The following is a 13,116-nucleotide window of genomic DNA, read 5'->3' on the forward strand; positions in this document are numbered from 1 at the left end:
GTATTATTCCTCGATCTTTCCGCCGGCAGCTTCAATAGCTGCACGAGCACCTTTAGTTACCTTAAGACCTTTTACAGTCACTTGGCGGTCAATGGTACCTGAAAGAACGATTTTCGCAAACTGAATGTTGCGACTAATTACATTCGCATCTTTCAACGAATGCAAGTCGATAACATCACCGTTAACTTTTGCCAGTTCGCTAATGCGAACCTCAGCCGTTACCTTAGCTAAGCGCGAGGTAAAACCAAATTTAGGCAATCGGATTTTAAGTGGCATTTGACCGCCCTCAAAACCAACGCGTACGCCGCCGCCACTACGTGACTTTTGGCCTTTATGACCGCGACCAGCTGTTTTACCTAATCCAGAACCAATACCACGGCCTACGCGCTTCGGTGCAGATTTAGAACCTGCTGCTGGAGATAAAGTGTTTAAACGCATTTTAATCCTCCACCGATACCATGTAGTAGACCTTATTAACCATACCGCGAACAGAAGGAGTATCTTCCAATTCAACAGTGTGATTAATACGACGCAGACCTAAACCTGTTAGGGTTGCACGGTGCTTTGGCAAACGACCAATTGCACTTTTAGTCTGAGTTACTTTAATTGTTTTCTTAGCCATGGTGTCTTACCCCTGAATCTCTTCAACGCTCAGACCACGTTTAGCCGCAACTTGAGCTGGTGACTTCATATGTACCAGCGCGTCAACGGTCGCACGAACGATGTTGATTGGGTTAGTAGAACCGTAAGCCTTAGACAGTACGTTATGTACGCCTGCAACTTCCAGTACTGCACGCATCGCACCACCGGCGATTACACCAGTACCAACACTAGCAGGCTGCATGTAAACACGAGAACCTGAGTGACGCCCCTTAATAGGGTGATGCAAAGTACCTTCGTTCAATTGAACAGTTACGATATTACGACGAGCTTTTTCCATCGCTTTTTGAATCGCAGCTGGTACTTCACGCGCTTTACCGTAGCCGAAACCAACTTTACCATTACCATCACCAACGACTGTTAGTGCTGTAAAACTAAAGATGCGACCACCTTTTACCACTTTAGAAACACGATTTACTGCAATCAATTTTTCTTGCAGATCGTCTTTTTGCTGAGTTTCTAATTTAGCCATATTTTATAACCCCTTAGAACTTCAGGCCAGCTTCACGAGCAGCGTCTGCTAGTGCAGCAACACGACCGTGATACTTGAAACCAGAACGGTCGAACGCAACTGAAGTTACGCCTTTTTCAACCGCACGCTCAGCAATTGCTTTACCAATTGCTTTTGCTGCGTCAACATTACCAGTGCCTTTAAGTTGCTCTTTAACTGCTTTTTCGGCAGTTGAAGCAGCAGCCAACACTTGAGCTTCAGCATTAATCACCTGAGCATAAATGTGACGTGGCGTACGATGCACAACCAGACGGTTTACGCCTAATTCTAGGATCTTCTTACGAGCGCGAGTAGCGCGGCGTAAGCGAGATGTTTTCTTATCCATATCGCGTTACCTACTTCTTCTTAGCCTCTTTACGGCGTACATTTTCATCAGCGTAACGAACACCTTTGCCTTTATAAGGCTCTGGTGGTCGGTAGCCGCGAATTTCAGCTGCAACTTGACCAATTAACTGCTTATCGATACCGCTAAGTACGATTTCAGTTTGACTTGGACATTCAGCTTTTACGCCGTCTGGAAGTTCATGAACCAAAGGATGTGAAAAACCTAAAGTTAAATCAACGCCTTTACCAGCAACTTTCGCACGGTAACCAACACCAATTAACTGAAGTTTCTTTTGAAATCCTTCGGTAACACCAACAACCATATTATTAATCAATGCACGAGCAGTGCCCGCTTGTGCCCAAGCGTTAGTAACGCCTTCAACTGGACCAAACGTAACTTGGCTCGCTTCGATAGTTACTACTACTGCAGCATTGATCACTCGAGTTAGACTACCCTTACTGCCTTTAACAGTAATAGTCTGACCGTTTGCCGTTACCTCTACACCAGCAGGGATTGCAACGGGTGCTTTTGCGACACGAGACATTGCTTACTCCTTATGCTACGTAGCAGATAACCTCACCACCCATGCCATTTTGGCGGGCAGCACGATCAGTCATCAAGCCTTTTGAAGTGGACACAATTGCGATACCCAGACCACCCATCACTTTAGGAAGTTCGTTTTTACCTTTGTAAATACGAAGCCCTGGACGGCTGACACGCTGGATAGTCTCAACGACTGGTTTGCCTTGGAAATACTTTAAAGTAACTTCCAGTTCAGGCTTGGCTTCATCTGCTACGGCGTAGTCAGTAATGTAACCTTCTTCTTTAAGCAATTTCGCTAAAGCGATTTTTAACTTAGCAGAAGGCATAGCAACTGATACTTTGTTAGCAGCTTGGCCGTTACGAATACGGGTTAACATATCCGCAATAGGATCTTGCATGCTCATATTAGCTTACTCCGTGACAAGTACTTACCAGCTGGCCTTACGTAGACCAGGAACTTCACCACGCATAGTGGCTTCACGTAATTTAATACGGCTTAGGCCGAATTTACGTAAATAACCATGTGGGCGACCAGTTTGATTACAACGATTACGCTGACGCGAACTGCTGGAATCACGTGGTAGACTTTGCAGCTTAAGTACAGCATCCCAACGGTCGTTATCAGACGTTGCTGGGCTTGCGATCAATACTTTAAGTGCTGCACGTTTTTCAGCATATTTTGCTACGAGCTTTGCACGTTTATCTTCACGTGCCTTCATAGAACTTTTTGCCATTACGCTACCCTTATTTCTTAAATGGGAAGTTGAATGCGTCCAATAGAGCACGACCTTCTTCGTCATCTTTCGCAGTCGTCGTAATAACGATGTCCAAACCGCGAATTTTATCGATTTTATCATAATCGATTTCTGGGAAGATAATCTGCTCACGTACGCCCATTGCATAGTTACCACGACCATCAAACGATTTCGCGCTCATTCCGCGGAAATCACGGATACGTGGGATTGCAATGTCAACTAAACGCTCTAAGAATTCCCACATACGCTCACCGCGCAGGGTAACTTTACAGCCTATAGGGTAGCCTTCACGGATTTTAAAACCAGCAACTGATTTACGAGCTACAGTTACAACTGGCTTTTGGCCTGCGATAGCTGTCATGTCACGAAGCGCATGCTCCATAACTTTCTTATCTGCTACGGCTTCACCAACACCCATATTAAGGGTGATTTTTTCGATCCGTGGGACTTGCATGACACTGCTGTAACCAAACTTTTTAGCAAGTTCAGAGATAACAGTCTCTTTATATTTATCATGCAGTTTCGCCATCGTTTACTCCAATTACTTAACGAGTTCACTATTCGATTTGAAGAAACGAACTTTTTTGCCGTCTTCAATTCGGAAACCAACACGATCAGCCTTGCTAGTTGCAGGGTTTACGATCGCTACATTTGATGCTTGAAGAGCAGCTTCTTGCTCAATTACACCACCAGTTACGCCCAATTGTGGGTTTGGCTTTTGATGCTTTTTAACAAGGTTGATGCCTTCAACAAATAATTTACCGTCAGTAAGAACGCGGGTCACTTTACCAGTTTTCCCTTTATCCTTGCCTGCAAGTACAATTACTTCGTCATTCTGACGTATTTTTGCTGCCATTTTGAAGCTCCTTACAGTACTTCTGGGGCCAGCGAGACAATTTTCATGAATTGGTCATTACGCAATTCACGTGTCACTGGGCCAAAGATACGAGTACCAATCGGTGCAAGGTTTGCATTAAGCAAAACTGCTGCGTTCCGATCGAAGCGAATGACAGATCCGTCTGGACGACGTACGCCTTTCTTAGTTCGGACTACCACCGCGTTATACACATCACCTTTCTTCGCTTTAGCGCGAGGAATAGCTTCTTTTACAGAAACTTTGATGATGTCGCCGATCCCGGCATAACGACGATGAGAGCCACCCAAGACCTTAATACACTGAACTCTACGCGCGCCGCTATTGTCGGCCACTTCAAGCTGCGATTGCATTTGGATCATTTCAAGTGCTCCGCTATCGTTACTACACAATCCCCAAATACGGGGAATTCACATACCATTATTGCTAACAATTTAGTCAAAAATGGCGCGCAAGTATAACACCATAAATTTGGAATAGGTAGTAATTAAAATAAAAACGGCCCCAAAAGCTGGAGCCGTTTACCAAAAGTCCTAAATATTAGGCCTTTGTCACTACTTCAACTAAAGTCCATGCTTTAGTTTTAGAAAGTGGACGACACTCACGAATCGTCACTACATCACCTTCATTACACTGATTTACTTCATCATGTGCATGAATCTTGGTAGTACGTTTGATGTACTTACCATAGATAGGGTGTTTTACCTGACGCTCAACAGCAACAGTAATAGACTTGTCCATTTTGTTACTAGTTACACGACCAAGCAATGTACGGATCTTATCAGACATTATGCACCCGCCTTAGAAGTAATAATGGTCTTAACGCGCGCTATGCTACGACGCACTATTTTCAGTTGATGAGTTTGGCTCAACTGACCAGTAGCATTTTGCATACGCAAGTTAAACTGCTCACGCAGCAGACCAAGTAGTTCAGCGTTAAGTTCTTCAACGCTCTTTTCTCTTAGTTCGCTCGCTTTCATTACATCACCGTCTTAGTTACGAAGGTAGTCTTAATTGGAAGCTTGGCTGCAGCAAGTTCAAACGCTTCACGCGCTAGCTCAGCTGAAACACCATTCATCTCATAAAGAACCTTACCAGGTTGAATCTGACATACCCAGTATTCAACGTTACCTTTACCTTTACCCATACGCACTTCAAGAGGCTTAGAGGTAATAGGCTTGTCAGGGAAAACTCGAATCCAGATTTTACCTTGACGTTTAATGTGACGTGTCATAGCACGACGCGCAGATTCAATTTGACGAGCAGTTAGACGACCACGTCCAACGGCTTTCAAACCAAACTCTCCGAAGCTCACTTCAGTACCGTTCGCTACACCGCGGTTGCGGCCTTTGAACATCTTGCGGAACTTCATACGTTTAGGTTGCAACATTGAAGGCTCTCCTATTTACCGCGTGGCTTACGCTTAGGTTGCTGCTTCGGCTCTTCTAACTGCGGTAATATTCCGTCTAGAACTTCGCCTTTGAAGATCCAAACTTTAACACCGATCACACCATACTGAGTGTGACCTTCTGCAGTAGCATAGTCGATATCAGCACGTAAAGTATGCAAAGGTACACGACCTTCACGATACCACTCAGAACGTGCGATTTCAGCGCCGCCTAAACGACCGCTAACTTGAACCTTGATACCTAATGCGCCAATGCGCATTGCATTTTGTACCGCACGCTTCATAGCACGACGGAACATAACACGACGCTCTAACTGCTGAGCAATTGAGTCAGCAACTAATTTAGCATCAAGCTCAGGCTTACGGATCTCAGCGATGTTGATTTGTGCTGTAGTGCCAGTGATCTTAGACACGGCCTTACGCAATACTTCAACGTCTTCACCTTTCTTACCAATCACAACGCCTGGGCGGGCTGTGTGAATCGTAACGCGGATGCTTTTCGCTGGACGCTCGATAACAACCTTAGATACTGATGCTGCTTTCAGTTTCTTAAATAAGAACTGACGCACTTCCCAGTCACTGTCTAGGTTTGCTGCATAGTCACCCTTGTCAGCGTACCAGGTAGAGATCCAAGGTTTTGTGATACCCAGACGGATACCATTTGGATGTACTTTCTGTCCCATTACTCTCTCCTAGCGATCTGATACAACCACAGTGATGTGGCTGGTACGCTTGATGATACGATCAGCACGGCCTTTAGCACGTGGCATAATACGCTTCATGGTTGGGGCTTCGTCAACGAATACCTTACCGACGATTAGCTCATCGATGTCAGCGCCTTCGTTGTGCTCTGCATTCGCAATAGCTGAATCTAAAACTTTCTTAACCAGTACGGCCGCTTTTTTAGAGCTGAATGTCAAAACTTCCAGTGCCTTAGCAACAGGTAAGCCTCGAACTTGATCAGCAACTAAGCGAGCTTTTTGAGGCGACGTACGGGCAAAACGATGTTTAGCTAAAACTTCCATCTTATTTCTCCCGTATTAACGCTTCTTCGCTTTCTTATCTGCAGCATGGCCGCGATAAGTGCGAGTTGGTGAAAATTCACCAAGTTTGTGGCCGATCATTTCATCAGTTACGAAAACAGGTACGTGCTGACGACCATTATGGACAGCGATGGTCAATCCAATCATATTTGGAATGATCATAGAGCGGCGAGACCAAGTCTTAATAGGCTTTTTGTCACCGGCTTCCACCGCTTTCTCTACCTTCTTCAGCAAGTGCAGGTCAATGAAGGGACCTTTCTTGAGAGAACGTGGCATGGCGAATCCTCTTACTATTTATTACGACGACGTACAATGTACTTGTCAGTGCGTTTATTGCTACGAGTTTTGTAACCCTTAGTAGGCATACCCCATGGAGACACAGGATGACGACCACCAGAAGTACGACCTTCACCACCACCATGTGGGTGATCAACTGGGTTCATGGCAACACCACGAACAGTTGGGCGTACACCTCTCCAGCGCTTCGCACCAGCTTTACCTAATTGGCGTAGCATGTGCTCAGAGTTACCAACTTCACCTAGGGTTGCGCGGCAATCTACAGGAACTTTACGCATTTCGCCTGAGCGAAGACGTAGAGTCGCATAAGAACCATCACGTGCAACGACTTGAACATAAGCACCAGCAGAACGCGCGATTTGAGCACCTTTACCAGGTTTCATCTCAACTGCATGCACAACAGAACCCACTGGGATGTTGCGAAGCGGCATTGCGTTGCCAGATTTTATTTCAGCATCAACGCCTGACATGATCTTGTCACCAGCTTGCATGCCTTTAGCTGCAAGAATGTAGCGACGTTCACCATCTGCGTACAACACCAAAGCGATGTTTGCAGAACGGTTAGGATCGTATTCAAGACGTTCAATTTTTGCAGGAATACTGTCTTTATTACGTTTAAAGTCAACAATACGGTAATGCTGCTTATGACCACCGCCCACATGGCGAACAGTGATACGACCGGTGTTATTACGACCACCAGACTTTGATTTTTTCGCCAACAGGCCAGCAAAGGGTTTTCCCTTATGCAGATCGCTGCTCACCACTTTAACAACGTGGCGACGACCTGGAGAGGTTGGCTTACACTTAATAACTGCCATTATTCAATCTCCTTTGCTTATTCAGCGCCGCCGACGAAGTCAAGATCTGCACCTTCAGCAAGCGTTACATAAGCTTTTTTCCAATCGCTACGACGACCCATGCGGGCACCGTGACGCTTAGTTTTGCCTTTGCTTACCAAAGTACGAACAGTTTCGACTTCAACTTCGAACAATTGAGCTACAGCCGCTTTAATTTCAGCTTTAGTGGCGTCAATTGCTACGCGGAAAACTACAGTGTTAGTTTTCTCGGCATTTACAGTGCTCTTCTCAGAGATGTGTGGTGCTAGAATAACTTTTAGCAAACGTTCTTCGCGGATCATGCTAGCATCTCCTCGATTTGCTTAACTGCATCAGCAGTTACCAGCACAGTGTTGAACGCGATTAGACTTACTGGATCAATACCAGCAACGTCACGAACGTCAACTTTGTACAGGTTACGAGCTGCCAAGAATAAATTCTCATCAACTTCTGGAGTAACAATCAACACGTCAGTTAGGTTCATTGCAGTCAATTTGTTTTTCAGCTCTTTCGTTTTAGGAGCTTCAATACCAAATGATTCAACAACCATTAGACGGTCTTGACGTACCAATTCAGACAGGATGCTCTTAAGCGCTCCGCGGTACATCTTCTTGTTAACTTTTTGGCTGTGATCTTGCTGCTTAGCAGCAAAAGTTACACCACCACTACGCCAGATTGGGCTTTTTACAGTACCAGCACGAGCTCGACCTGTACCTTTCTGACGCCAAGGTTTCTTTCCAGAACCTTTGACTTCTGCGCGTGTTTTTTGCGCGCGAGTGCCTTGACGGGCGTTTGCCGCGTAAGCCACTACTACCTGATGAACCAGTGCTTCGTTAAAGTCCTGGCCAAAGGTAGTTTCGGAAACTTCAAGAGCGCTTTGCGCGTCTTTCAATACCAATTCCATTACTATCTCCTTAGACCTAAGCTTTAACTGCTGGCTTAATGATCAGGTTACCGTTAGTAGCGCCAGGAACAGCACCTTTAACCAACAGTAGGTTACGCTCTGCGTCTACACGAACTACTTCTAGATTCTGTGTAGTAACACGCTCAGCGCCCATATGGCCTGACATTTTCTTACCTTTGAATACACGACCCGGCGTTTGGTTCTGACCGATAGAACCATTCGAGCGGTGCGACAAAGAGTTACCGTGTGTCATATCTTGAGTACGGAAATTCCAACGCTTAACACCGCCTTGGAAGCCTTTACCCTTAGATTGACCGGTAACGTCAACTTTTGCTACATCAGCAAAGATATCAACATTTAGCTCAGCACCAACTTCAATGCCTACGCCTTCACCATCTGCTAAACGCATTTCCCACAAACCACGACCAGCTTCTACGCCAGCCTTAGCAAAGTGACCTGCATTTGGCTTGGTGATGCGGTTGGCTTTTTTGGTACCAGTAGTAAGTTGAAGTGCACTGTAACCGTCATTTTCAAGTGTTTTCACTTGAGCTACGCGGTTAGCTAGTATTTCAATTACTGATACGGGTATGGATACGCCATCTTCAGTGAAGATGCGAGTCATACCAACTTTACGACCAATAAGACCGATAGCCATCTCTCAAACCTCTTCTAAGGATCTCAATTAACCCAAGCTAATCTGAACGTCGACACCAGCTGCAAGATCTAAACGCATCAACGCGTCAACAGTCTTTTCAGTTGGCTCTACGATGTCAACCAAACGCTTGTGTGTACGAATTTCATACTGGTCACGCGCGTCTTTATTAACGTGTGGAGAGATCAAAACGGTATAACGCTCTTTACGCGTAGGTAGTGGAATTGGACCACGAACCTGAGCGCCTGTGCGCTTAGCAGTTTCAACGATTTCCGCAGTAGACTGATCAATCAGACGATGATCAAATCCTTTTAAGCGGATACGGATTCTTTGGTTCTGCATTGACCAGAGCTCCTAAAAATGAACACAAAAAACCACCCTCATGCAACTTTCATTCTTGAAAGGCAGAGCGAGATGATTTAACCGTTCGATTCCCTATCGGAATCGCTATGTATGTTAAGCGTTAACTCAAGTGGTTAATGCCTAGTTCGCTGAGACAACTCAGCGAAGTGGGGCGATTATACTCGGCTTACACCAAAAATCAACCCGATTGAGCAAATTCTCTGCATTTTTTCGCAATAGATCCACTCAATAAAAAAGAGCGCCTATTATACAGAAATAATGTATCAATACTACCTCTTAGAAGTTGTTTTTCTCGTCAATTCAATTTTAACTTCAACATTAATTAGTTATACCAATTACAGCCATTAACTTCCCACTCAGCAAGAGCTAAAGGGTTTCAGTACAAGGCGCAAGTTTGAGGTACTATTGGGATAATTCAAAAACTTGCAACGCAGTAATGGAATCCTTTAGCCTTGCCCTTCGGGAGCTTGTATGTGTCCAAATTACTACGCAAAATTGTCTCAACGTAGCAATGTAATAACGACAGTTTTGTATGTCGGTAATAACTATGTCTTCATCAATTTCACTTGTACTTTGAAAACATACATAGCTCTGAGTTGGGTATTTAATTACTGTAATTGGTATTATGTTCCAATCTCACGTTGTTATTTATCAAATTGAGCGACTAGATCTTGTTGACGCCGATTCTGCCGCGTAATGGCTTGCGACAGTGCCGCCGATGTGTTGGTATTTCCAACGATAGTTTCTGTGTTTGTTTCAATCTGACTAATATGCCGCCGCACTTCATTCATAACCTGAGCGTGTTCCTCAACGGCTACCGCAGTTTGATGCCCCATATGCTGAACTTGCTCGAGTGAGCCACTCATTTTCATCAAGGTTTGTTTGAGGGTGTTTTCAGATTTAACGCTTTCTTCCGTTAAGCTATGACTATATTGCATTTGTTCGACAGCTTCGGCTGTAGTGTCTTTTAATCCATTGATGATGCATTGAATTTCTTTTGCCGAGGTTTGTGACCGATTCGCTAACACCCTAACTTCATCAGCGACAACGGCAAATCCTCTGCCCGCTTCACCAGCCCGTGCAGCTTCGATGGCCGCGTTTAATGCAAGTAAGTTAGTTTGCTCGGCTAAGTTGTCGATAACATTCAGCACTTCTCCAATCTGTCCACATAATACATCTAAGTGGGCAATTGATGACTGTGAATGCTCTAGCAGTTCAGAAATTTTATTACTTGACTGTTGCGACTGCGCTAATGCTTGTTGCGTCTGACTTACTTGAGTTAATGATTTTTCAATGCTCTCTGATGTTTCTACAGTATTTTCTGCAACTTCATTTACCGCCTCACTCATTTGATAGATTGAGGTGGCCACAGCAGCAAGGTTGTCCCTTTGCTCAGTCAAGTTCTCAAGGTTTTGCTGGTTTTGATCTTGCTGCTCCATGATAGAGTGTTGAAGTTTACCACCACTTTCTTTTATCCGCCCTACTACAGCAAGTGTCTCAGCTTTTCTCATTCTAAGACTTAATTCAATATGAGACAGCTCATCAATGAAACCCGTATAAATAAATTGATTAACAGGATTGTTATGTACTTCTTCACTCAGCCCTAGTGTTTTCTCCCAACGCTGATGCAACTGCACGATTGGCCAAATACCGATAACCAATGCGAAAATAGCGAGTACTAGCTGGTGAAGTATTGAAGTTACTATGCCCACAGCAGCAATAAGACCTATCGATATAAACCAGCTTATAGTGAGTTTTTGAATAATCGATAAAGACAGCTTTGGCAGTAACATCTTGCCTTCATTCATTTTTTTATAACACTTTTCACTTCGTTCAACTAACGCTGGATCTGGTTTGGTGCGCACGGACTGATATTCATCGACATGCCCATTATGAGCAATTGGGCTAATATAAGCATTAACCCAATAATAATCGCCATTTTTACAACGATTTTTAACCAGTCCCATCCAATTTTTCCCTTGTTGAATGGTTTGCCATAAATTTTCGAATGCCGCTTTGGGCATGTCTGGGTGACGGATCTTGTTGTGAGGTTGTCCAATAAGCTCACTTTCATCATAGCCACATACGTCTAAAAAATCATGATTTAAATAGGTGATTTTGCTGTTTAGATCTGTGGTGGAGAGGATTTTATATTCTTCAGGATAGAGAATTTCTTTAGGAATATTTTTACCTGATTCAGTCATGATATAACCTTTGAATAACACTGAGTGATCAAAAGTTATAATGCCAGTATTCAGAACAAAACACGGTCATTTATTATATAAATTAGGCAATAACGACCGCATCTTTGACTAAGGTCAAACATCACAGCCATGTCATTAATATGTGGCACTTGAACCAAGCGCAACCCTTTATTATACCAATTACAGTAATTAATCTCTCACTCAGCAAAAGCTAAAGGGTTTCAGTGCAAGGCACATGCTCGAAGTACTGGGATAATTCAAGTGCTTGTAACACAGTAATGGAACCCTTTAGCCTTGCCCTTCGGGAGCTTTTATGTGCTCATATTACTTCTCAAAATTGTCTTGACGTAGCAATGTAATAACGACAGCTTTGTATGTCGGTAACAACTATGCCTTCATTAGTTTCGATTGCACTTTGAGCACATACATAGCTCTGAGTTGAGCACTTAATTATTGTAATTGGTATTAAATTACATTTGCACAAGTGAAATGCTGGTTAACAGCCTTTATCAATTACTACATGAGTTGCGGTGGCTGGTTTTGCTTCTGTACCTGCTTCGGTATACACCAAATAGCAATTTTCAGGTGCGCCGGGCGCAAACACTTTCACTTGTCCCGGTTGCGTTTCTGTCGCTGAGATAATGTCCATATCCCAATCTGCGACTGCAGAGTGAATGGTATCTTTGGCGTCAAAAGTGACATCAAGACCATTTTCTAGCGCTGAGCGTGTTGCCCTCATAGAACCATTTAACATATTTATTGAAATATCGTTCACTGAAATATCTGCAACACCTACTGCTGCACCATTTTTAAGTGCTTGTTCATGCACAAGCTTATTGGCCTGTTCAATCGCCACTGATAAAGATTGAATCGATGACTTATGATTATTGTTGATTAGTGTTTTTGTCTCAGGCACTCGGCTTACAATAAAAATAAGCAGAATAACTGCAATAATTACGATGATATAAGTAAGTAACTTAGACTGCGCCATACCTTGTTGATTATTCATAACATTCTCTCATTATTGATTAATGTACAACAGACATCTTGTTTTGCTGTTTTCAGGCTAACGATACGATCCTGATATTTGCCATCAAAGTTATGCCCTACTCGTAACACCCAGTAATGACTCCTTTACCTCAATCGCCTTCTGTGGCTGATAATAATTTAGCGAGCTGAGTGTACCACTGCTGTTTAAAAAAAACACAAACCGTTTTTTATTCAACAGCCATGATCAATCACGAGATACTTTACTCCTTGTTTTTTATCTGCAACCCCCGCTTCGCTGTAAATTAAGTGGCAATTATCTGGTGCTTGAAATTGTTGAATTTTAACTTTAACGGGGTGAGAGATATGATGGGGCACATCCAAAACCTGCCAATTTTGAAAGGTTGAATGATGTGTTCTAGAGACAATATAAGCTAAATCCAATCCATTACTCAACGCGGTTCGATTGGCTCTAAGTTGACCATTCATCATGGTAATTGGGATCCCTTCGATACTACGCTCTTGGATACCGCTGGCCAATGCATTTTGCTGGGGAAGTACTCGGTCGTTCACATGCTTTATCGCAACCAACACCCCTTGTAGGGCATCCTTCCTTTCTTGGGATTGTAAATTTTGGATACTGTTTTTTTTAATAGTAACGAGCAGCATCACCACAACAATGGTTGCAATAAAGATACTCAAAACCATGTTTGAGGTCGTCATTCCTTGGTGCTTGTGCATGAATTATCTCAAT

The 13,116-nt window shown here is 43.7% G+C and carries 24 protein-coding genes; all 24 read right to left on the minus strand.

The annotated features are described in order from the left end of the window. Nucleotides 1-3: 3 nt before the first annotated feature. Nucleotides 4-438 (minus strand): 50S ribosomal protein L15, encoded by a 435-nt coding sequence (gene rplO, locus E2I05_RS21005; RefSeq protein ID WP_121853354.1) that lies wholly within the window; start codon nucleotides 436-438, stop codon nucleotides 4-6. A 1-nt stretch (nucleotide 439) separates the two neighbouring features. Beyond that, the gene (rpmD, locus tag E2I05_RS21010) at nucleotides 440-622 is read right to left on the minus strand and encodes a 50S ribosomal protein L30 (RefSeq protein ID WP_121853353.1); all 183 of its coding nucleotides are present in this window, start codon (nucleotides 620-622) and stop codon (nucleotides 440-442) included. Between the two features lie 6 nt (nucleotides 623-628). Beyond that, nucleotides 629-1,132, minus strand: a complete 504-nt coding sequence (gene rpsE, locus E2I05_RS21015) for a 30S ribosomal protein S5 (RefSeq protein WP_121853352.1) — start codon at nucleotides 1,130-1,132, stop codon at nucleotides 629-631. A gap of 13 nt (nucleotides 1,133-1,145) precedes the next feature. Next, on the minus strand, nucleotides 1,146-1,496 hold the full coding sequence (gene rplR / locus E2I05_RS21020; protein ID WP_121853351.1) for a 50S ribosomal protein L18: 351 nt from the start codon (nucleotides 1,494-1,496) through the stop codon (nucleotides 1,146-1,148). Between the two features lie 10 nt (nucleotides 1,497-1,506). Further along, nucleotides 1,507-2,040, minus strand: a complete 534-nt coding sequence (gene rplF, locus E2I05_RS21025; protein WP_121853350.1) for a 50S ribosomal protein L6 — start codon at nucleotides 2,038-2,040, stop codon at nucleotides 1,507-1,509. Nucleotides 2,041-2,050: 10 nt separating this feature from the next. After that, entirely contained in the window at nucleotides 2,051-2,443 is a 393-nt protein-coding gene (gene rpsH, locus E2I05_RS21030) for a 30S ribosomal protein S8 (RefSeq protein ID WP_121853349.1), read from the minus strand. Nucleotides 2,444-2,467: 24 nt separating this feature from the next. After that, nucleotides 2,468-2,773: a 30S ribosomal protein S14 gene (rpsN, locus tag E2I05_RS21035; protein WP_121853348.1), complete on the minus strand. Its 306-nt coding sequence runs from the start codon at nucleotides 2,771-2,773 to the stop codon at nucleotides 2,468-2,470. A gap of 10 nt (nucleotides 2,774-2,783) precedes the next feature. Beyond that, nucleotides 2,784-3,323: a 50S ribosomal protein L5 gene (gene rplE / locus E2I05_RS21040; protein ID WP_121853347.1), complete on the minus strand. Its 540-nt coding sequence runs from the start codon at nucleotides 3,321-3,323 to the stop codon at nucleotides 2,784-2,786. A 12-nt stretch (nucleotides 3,324-3,335) separates the two neighbouring features. Further along, entirely contained in the window at nucleotides 3,336-3,650 is a 315-nt protein-coding gene (gene rplX / locus E2I05_RS21045; RefSeq protein ID WP_121853346.1) for a 50S ribosomal protein L24, read from the minus strand. An 11-nt stretch (nucleotides 3,651-3,661) separates the two neighbouring features. Then, nucleotides 3,662-4,030 (minus strand): 50S ribosomal protein L14, encoded by a 369-nt coding sequence (gene rplN / locus E2I05_RS21050; protein ID WP_121853345.1) that lies wholly within the window; start codon nucleotides 4,028-4,030, stop codon nucleotides 3,662-3,664. Nucleotides 4,031-4,208: 178 nt separating this feature from the next. Then, nucleotides 4,209-4,457, minus strand: a complete 249-nt coding sequence (rpsQ, locus tag E2I05_RS21055; RefSeq protein ID WP_121853344.1) for a 30S ribosomal protein S17 — start codon at nucleotides 4,455-4,457, stop codon at nucleotides 4,209-4,211. Then, the gene (gene rpmC, locus E2I05_RS21060; protein WP_121853343.1) at nucleotides 4,457-4,648 is read right to left on the minus strand and encodes a 50S ribosomal protein L29; all 192 of its coding nucleotides are present in this window, start codon (nucleotides 4,646-4,648) and stop codon (nucleotides 4,457-4,459) included. Before rpmC ends, rpsQ begins: the two co-directional genes overlap by 1 nt. Continuing rightward, on the minus strand, nucleotides 4,648-5,058 hold the full coding sequence (gene rplP / locus E2I05_RS21065; protein ID WP_121853342.1) for a 50S ribosomal protein L16: 411 nt from the start codon (nucleotides 5,056-5,058) through the stop codon (nucleotides 4,648-4,650). The genes rpmC and rplP overlap by 1 nt, the downstream gene beginning before the upstream one ends. An 11-nt stretch (nucleotides 5,059-5,069) precedes the next feature. Next, the gene (rpsC, locus tag E2I05_RS21070) at nucleotides 5,070-5,759 is read right to left on the minus strand and encodes a 30S ribosomal protein S3 (RefSeq protein WP_121853341.1); all 690 of its coding nucleotides are present in this window, start codon (nucleotides 5,757-5,759) and stop codon (nucleotides 5,070-5,072) included. 9 nt (nucleotides 5,760-5,768) lie between these two features. Continuing rightward, the gene (rplV, locus tag E2I05_RS21075; RefSeq protein WP_121853340.1) at nucleotides 5,769-6,101 is read right to left on the minus strand and encodes a 50S ribosomal protein L22; all 333 of its coding nucleotides are present in this window, start codon (nucleotides 6,099-6,101) and stop codon (nucleotides 5,769-5,771) included. A 15-nt stretch (nucleotides 6,102-6,116) separates the two neighbouring features. Beyond that, nucleotides 6,117-6,395, minus strand: coding sequence for a 30S ribosomal protein S19 (gene rpsS / locus E2I05_RS21080; protein ID WP_025011962.1), 279 nt, complete (start codon nucleotides 6,393-6,395; stop codon nucleotides 6,117-6,119). 14 nt (nucleotides 6,396-6,409) lie between these two features. Beyond that, entirely contained in the window at nucleotides 6,410-7,234 is an 825-nt protein-coding gene (gene rplB / locus E2I05_RS21085) for a 50S ribosomal protein L2 (protein WP_121853339.1), read from the minus strand. 17 nt (nucleotides 7,235-7,251) lie between these two features. Next, nucleotides 7,252-7,554: a 50S ribosomal protein L23 gene (rplW, locus tag E2I05_RS21090; RefSeq protein ID WP_121853338.1), complete on the minus strand. Its 303-nt coding sequence runs from the start codon at nucleotides 7,552-7,554 to the stop codon at nucleotides 7,252-7,254. Continuing rightward, complete coding sequence (gene rplD, locus E2I05_RS21095) at nucleotides 7,551-8,156, minus strand: 50S ribosomal protein L4 (protein ID WP_121853337.1); 606 nt, start codon at nucleotides 8,154-8,156, stop codon at nucleotides 7,551-7,553. The genes rplW and rplD overlap by 4 nt, the downstream gene beginning before the upstream one ends. A 16-nt stretch (nucleotides 8,157-8,172) precedes the next feature. After that, nucleotides 8,173-8,811 carry a 50S ribosomal protein L3 gene (gene rplC / locus E2I05_RS21100; protein WP_121853336.1) on the minus strand — a complete coding sequence of 213 codons (639 nt, stop codon included), beginning with the start codon at nucleotides 8,809-8,811 and terminating at the stop codon, nucleotides 8,173-8,175. Nucleotides 8,812-8,838: 27 nt separating this feature from the next. Then, complete coding sequence (gene rpsJ / locus E2I05_RS21105) at nucleotides 8,839-9,150, minus strand: 30S ribosomal protein S10 (protein ID WP_011635639.1); 312 nt, start codon at nucleotides 9,148-9,150, stop codon at nucleotides 8,839-8,841. A gap of 665 nt (nucleotides 9,151-9,815) precedes the next feature. Then, the gene (locus E2I05_RS21110) at nucleotides 9,816-11,375 is read right to left on the minus strand and encodes a methyl-accepting chemotaxis protein (RefSeq protein ID WP_121853335.1); all 1,560 of its coding nucleotides are present in this window, start codon (nucleotides 11,373-11,375) and stop codon (nucleotides 9,816-9,818) included. A gap of 496 nt (nucleotides 11,376-11,871) precedes the next feature. Continuing rightward, nucleotides 11,872-12,384, minus strand: a complete 513-nt coding sequence (locus E2I05_RS21115; protein ID WP_121853334.1) for a hypothetical protein — start codon at nucleotides 12,382-12,384, stop codon at nucleotides 11,872-11,874. A gap of 212 nt (nucleotides 12,385-12,596) precedes the next feature. After that, nucleotides 12,597-13,085 carry a hypothetical protein gene (locus tag E2I05_RS21120; protein ID WP_133309835.1) on the minus strand — a complete coding sequence of 163 codons (489 nt, stop codon included), beginning with the start codon at nucleotides 13,083-13,085 and terminating at the stop codon, nucleotides 12,597-12,599. Nucleotides 13,086-13,116: the final 31 nt, after the last annotated feature.

Origin of the sequence: Parashewanella spongiae (genome assembly GCF_004358345.1) — a bacterium.
GTDB lineage: Bacteria > Pseudomonadota > Gammaproteobacteria > Enterobacterales > Shewanellaceae > Parashewanella > Parashewanella spongiae.

Coding starts and splice junctions, on each gene's coding strand:
- rplO (WP_121853354.1), bottom strand. CDS start 438: ATGCGTTTAAACACTTTATCTCCAGCAGCAGGTTCTAAATCTGCACCG.
- rpmD (WP_121853353.1), bottom strand. CDS start 622: ATGGCTAAGAAAACAATTAAAGTAACTCAGACTAAAAGTGCAATTGGT.
- rpsE (WP_121853352.1), bottom strand. CDS start 1,132: ATGGCTAAATTAGAAACTCAGCAAAAAGACGATCTGCAAGAAAAATTG.
- rplR (WP_121853351.1), bottom strand. CDS start 1,496: ATGGATAAGAAAACATCTCGCTTACGCCGCGCTACTCGCGCTCGTAAG.
- rplF (WP_121853350.1), bottom strand. CDS start 2,040: ATGTCTCGTGTCGCAAAAGCACCCGTTGCAATCCCTGCTGGTGTAGAG.
- rpsH (WP_121853349.1), bottom strand. CDS start 2,443: ATGAGCATGCAAGATCCTATTGCGGATATGTTAACCCGTATTCGTAAC.
- rpsN (WP_121853348.1), bottom strand. CDS start 2,773: ATGGCAAAAAGTTCTATGAAGGCACGTGAAGATAAACGTGCAAAGCTC.
- rplE (WP_121853347.1), bottom strand. CDS start 3,323: ATGGCGAAACTGCATGATAAATATAAAGAGACTGTTATCTCTGAACTT.
- rplX (WP_121853346.1), bottom strand. CDS start 3,650: ATGGCAGCAAAAATACGTCAGAATGACGAAGTAATTGTACTTGCAGGC.
- rplN (WP_121853345.1), bottom strand. CDS start 4,030: ATGATCCAAATGCAATCGCAGCTTGAAGTGGCCGACAATAGCGGCGCG.
- rpsQ (WP_121853344.1), bottom strand. CDS start 4,457: ATGTCTGATAAGATCCGTACATTGCTTGGTCGTGTAACTAGTAACAAA.
- rpmC (WP_121853343.1), bottom strand. CDS start 4,648: ATGAAAGCGAGCGAACTAAGAGAAAAGAGCGTTGAAGAACTTAACGCT.
- rplP (WP_121853342.1), bottom strand. CDS start 5,058: ATGTTGCAACCTAAACGTATGAAGTTCCGCAAGATGTTCAAAGGCCGC.
- rpsC (WP_121853341.1), bottom strand. CDS start 5,759: ATGGGACAGAAAGTACATCCAAATGGTATCCGTCTGGGTATCACAAAA.
- rplV (WP_121853340.1), bottom strand. CDS start 6,101: ATGGAAGTTTTAGCTAAACATCGTTTTGCCCGTACGTCGCCTCAAAAA.
- rpsS (WP_025011962.1), bottom strand. CDS start 6,395: ATGCCACGTTCTCTCAAGAAAGGTCCCTTCATTGACCTGCACTTGCTG.
- rplB (WP_121853339.1), bottom strand. CDS start 7,234: ATGGCAGTTATTAAGTGTAAGCCAACCTCTCCAGGTCGTCGCCACGTT.
- rplW (WP_121853338.1), bottom strand. CDS start 7,554: ATGATCCGCGAAGAACGTTTGCTAAAAGTTATTCTAGCACCACACATC.
- rplD (WP_121853337.1), bottom strand. CDS start 8,156: ATGGAATTGGTATTGAAAGACGCGCAAAGCGCTCTTGAAGTTTCCGAA.
- rplC (WP_121853336.1), bottom strand. CDS start 8,811: ATGGCTATCGGTCTTATTGGTCGTAAAGTTGGTATGACTCGCATCTTC.
- rpsJ (WP_011635639.1), bottom strand. CDS start 9,150: ATGCAGAACCAAAGAATCCGTATCCGCTTAAAAGGATTTGATCATCGT.
- E2I05_RS21110 (WP_121853335.1), bottom strand. CDS start 11,375: ATGACTGAATCAGGTAAAAATATTCCTAAAGAAATTCTCTATCCTGAA.
- E2I05_RS21115 (WP_121853334.1), bottom strand. CDS start 12,384: ATGAATAATCAACAAGGTATGGCGCAGTCTAAGTTACTTACTTATATC.
- E2I05_RS21120 (WP_133309835.1), bottom strand. CDS start 13,085: ATGACGACCTCAAACATGGTTTTGAGTATCTTTATTGCAACCATTGTT.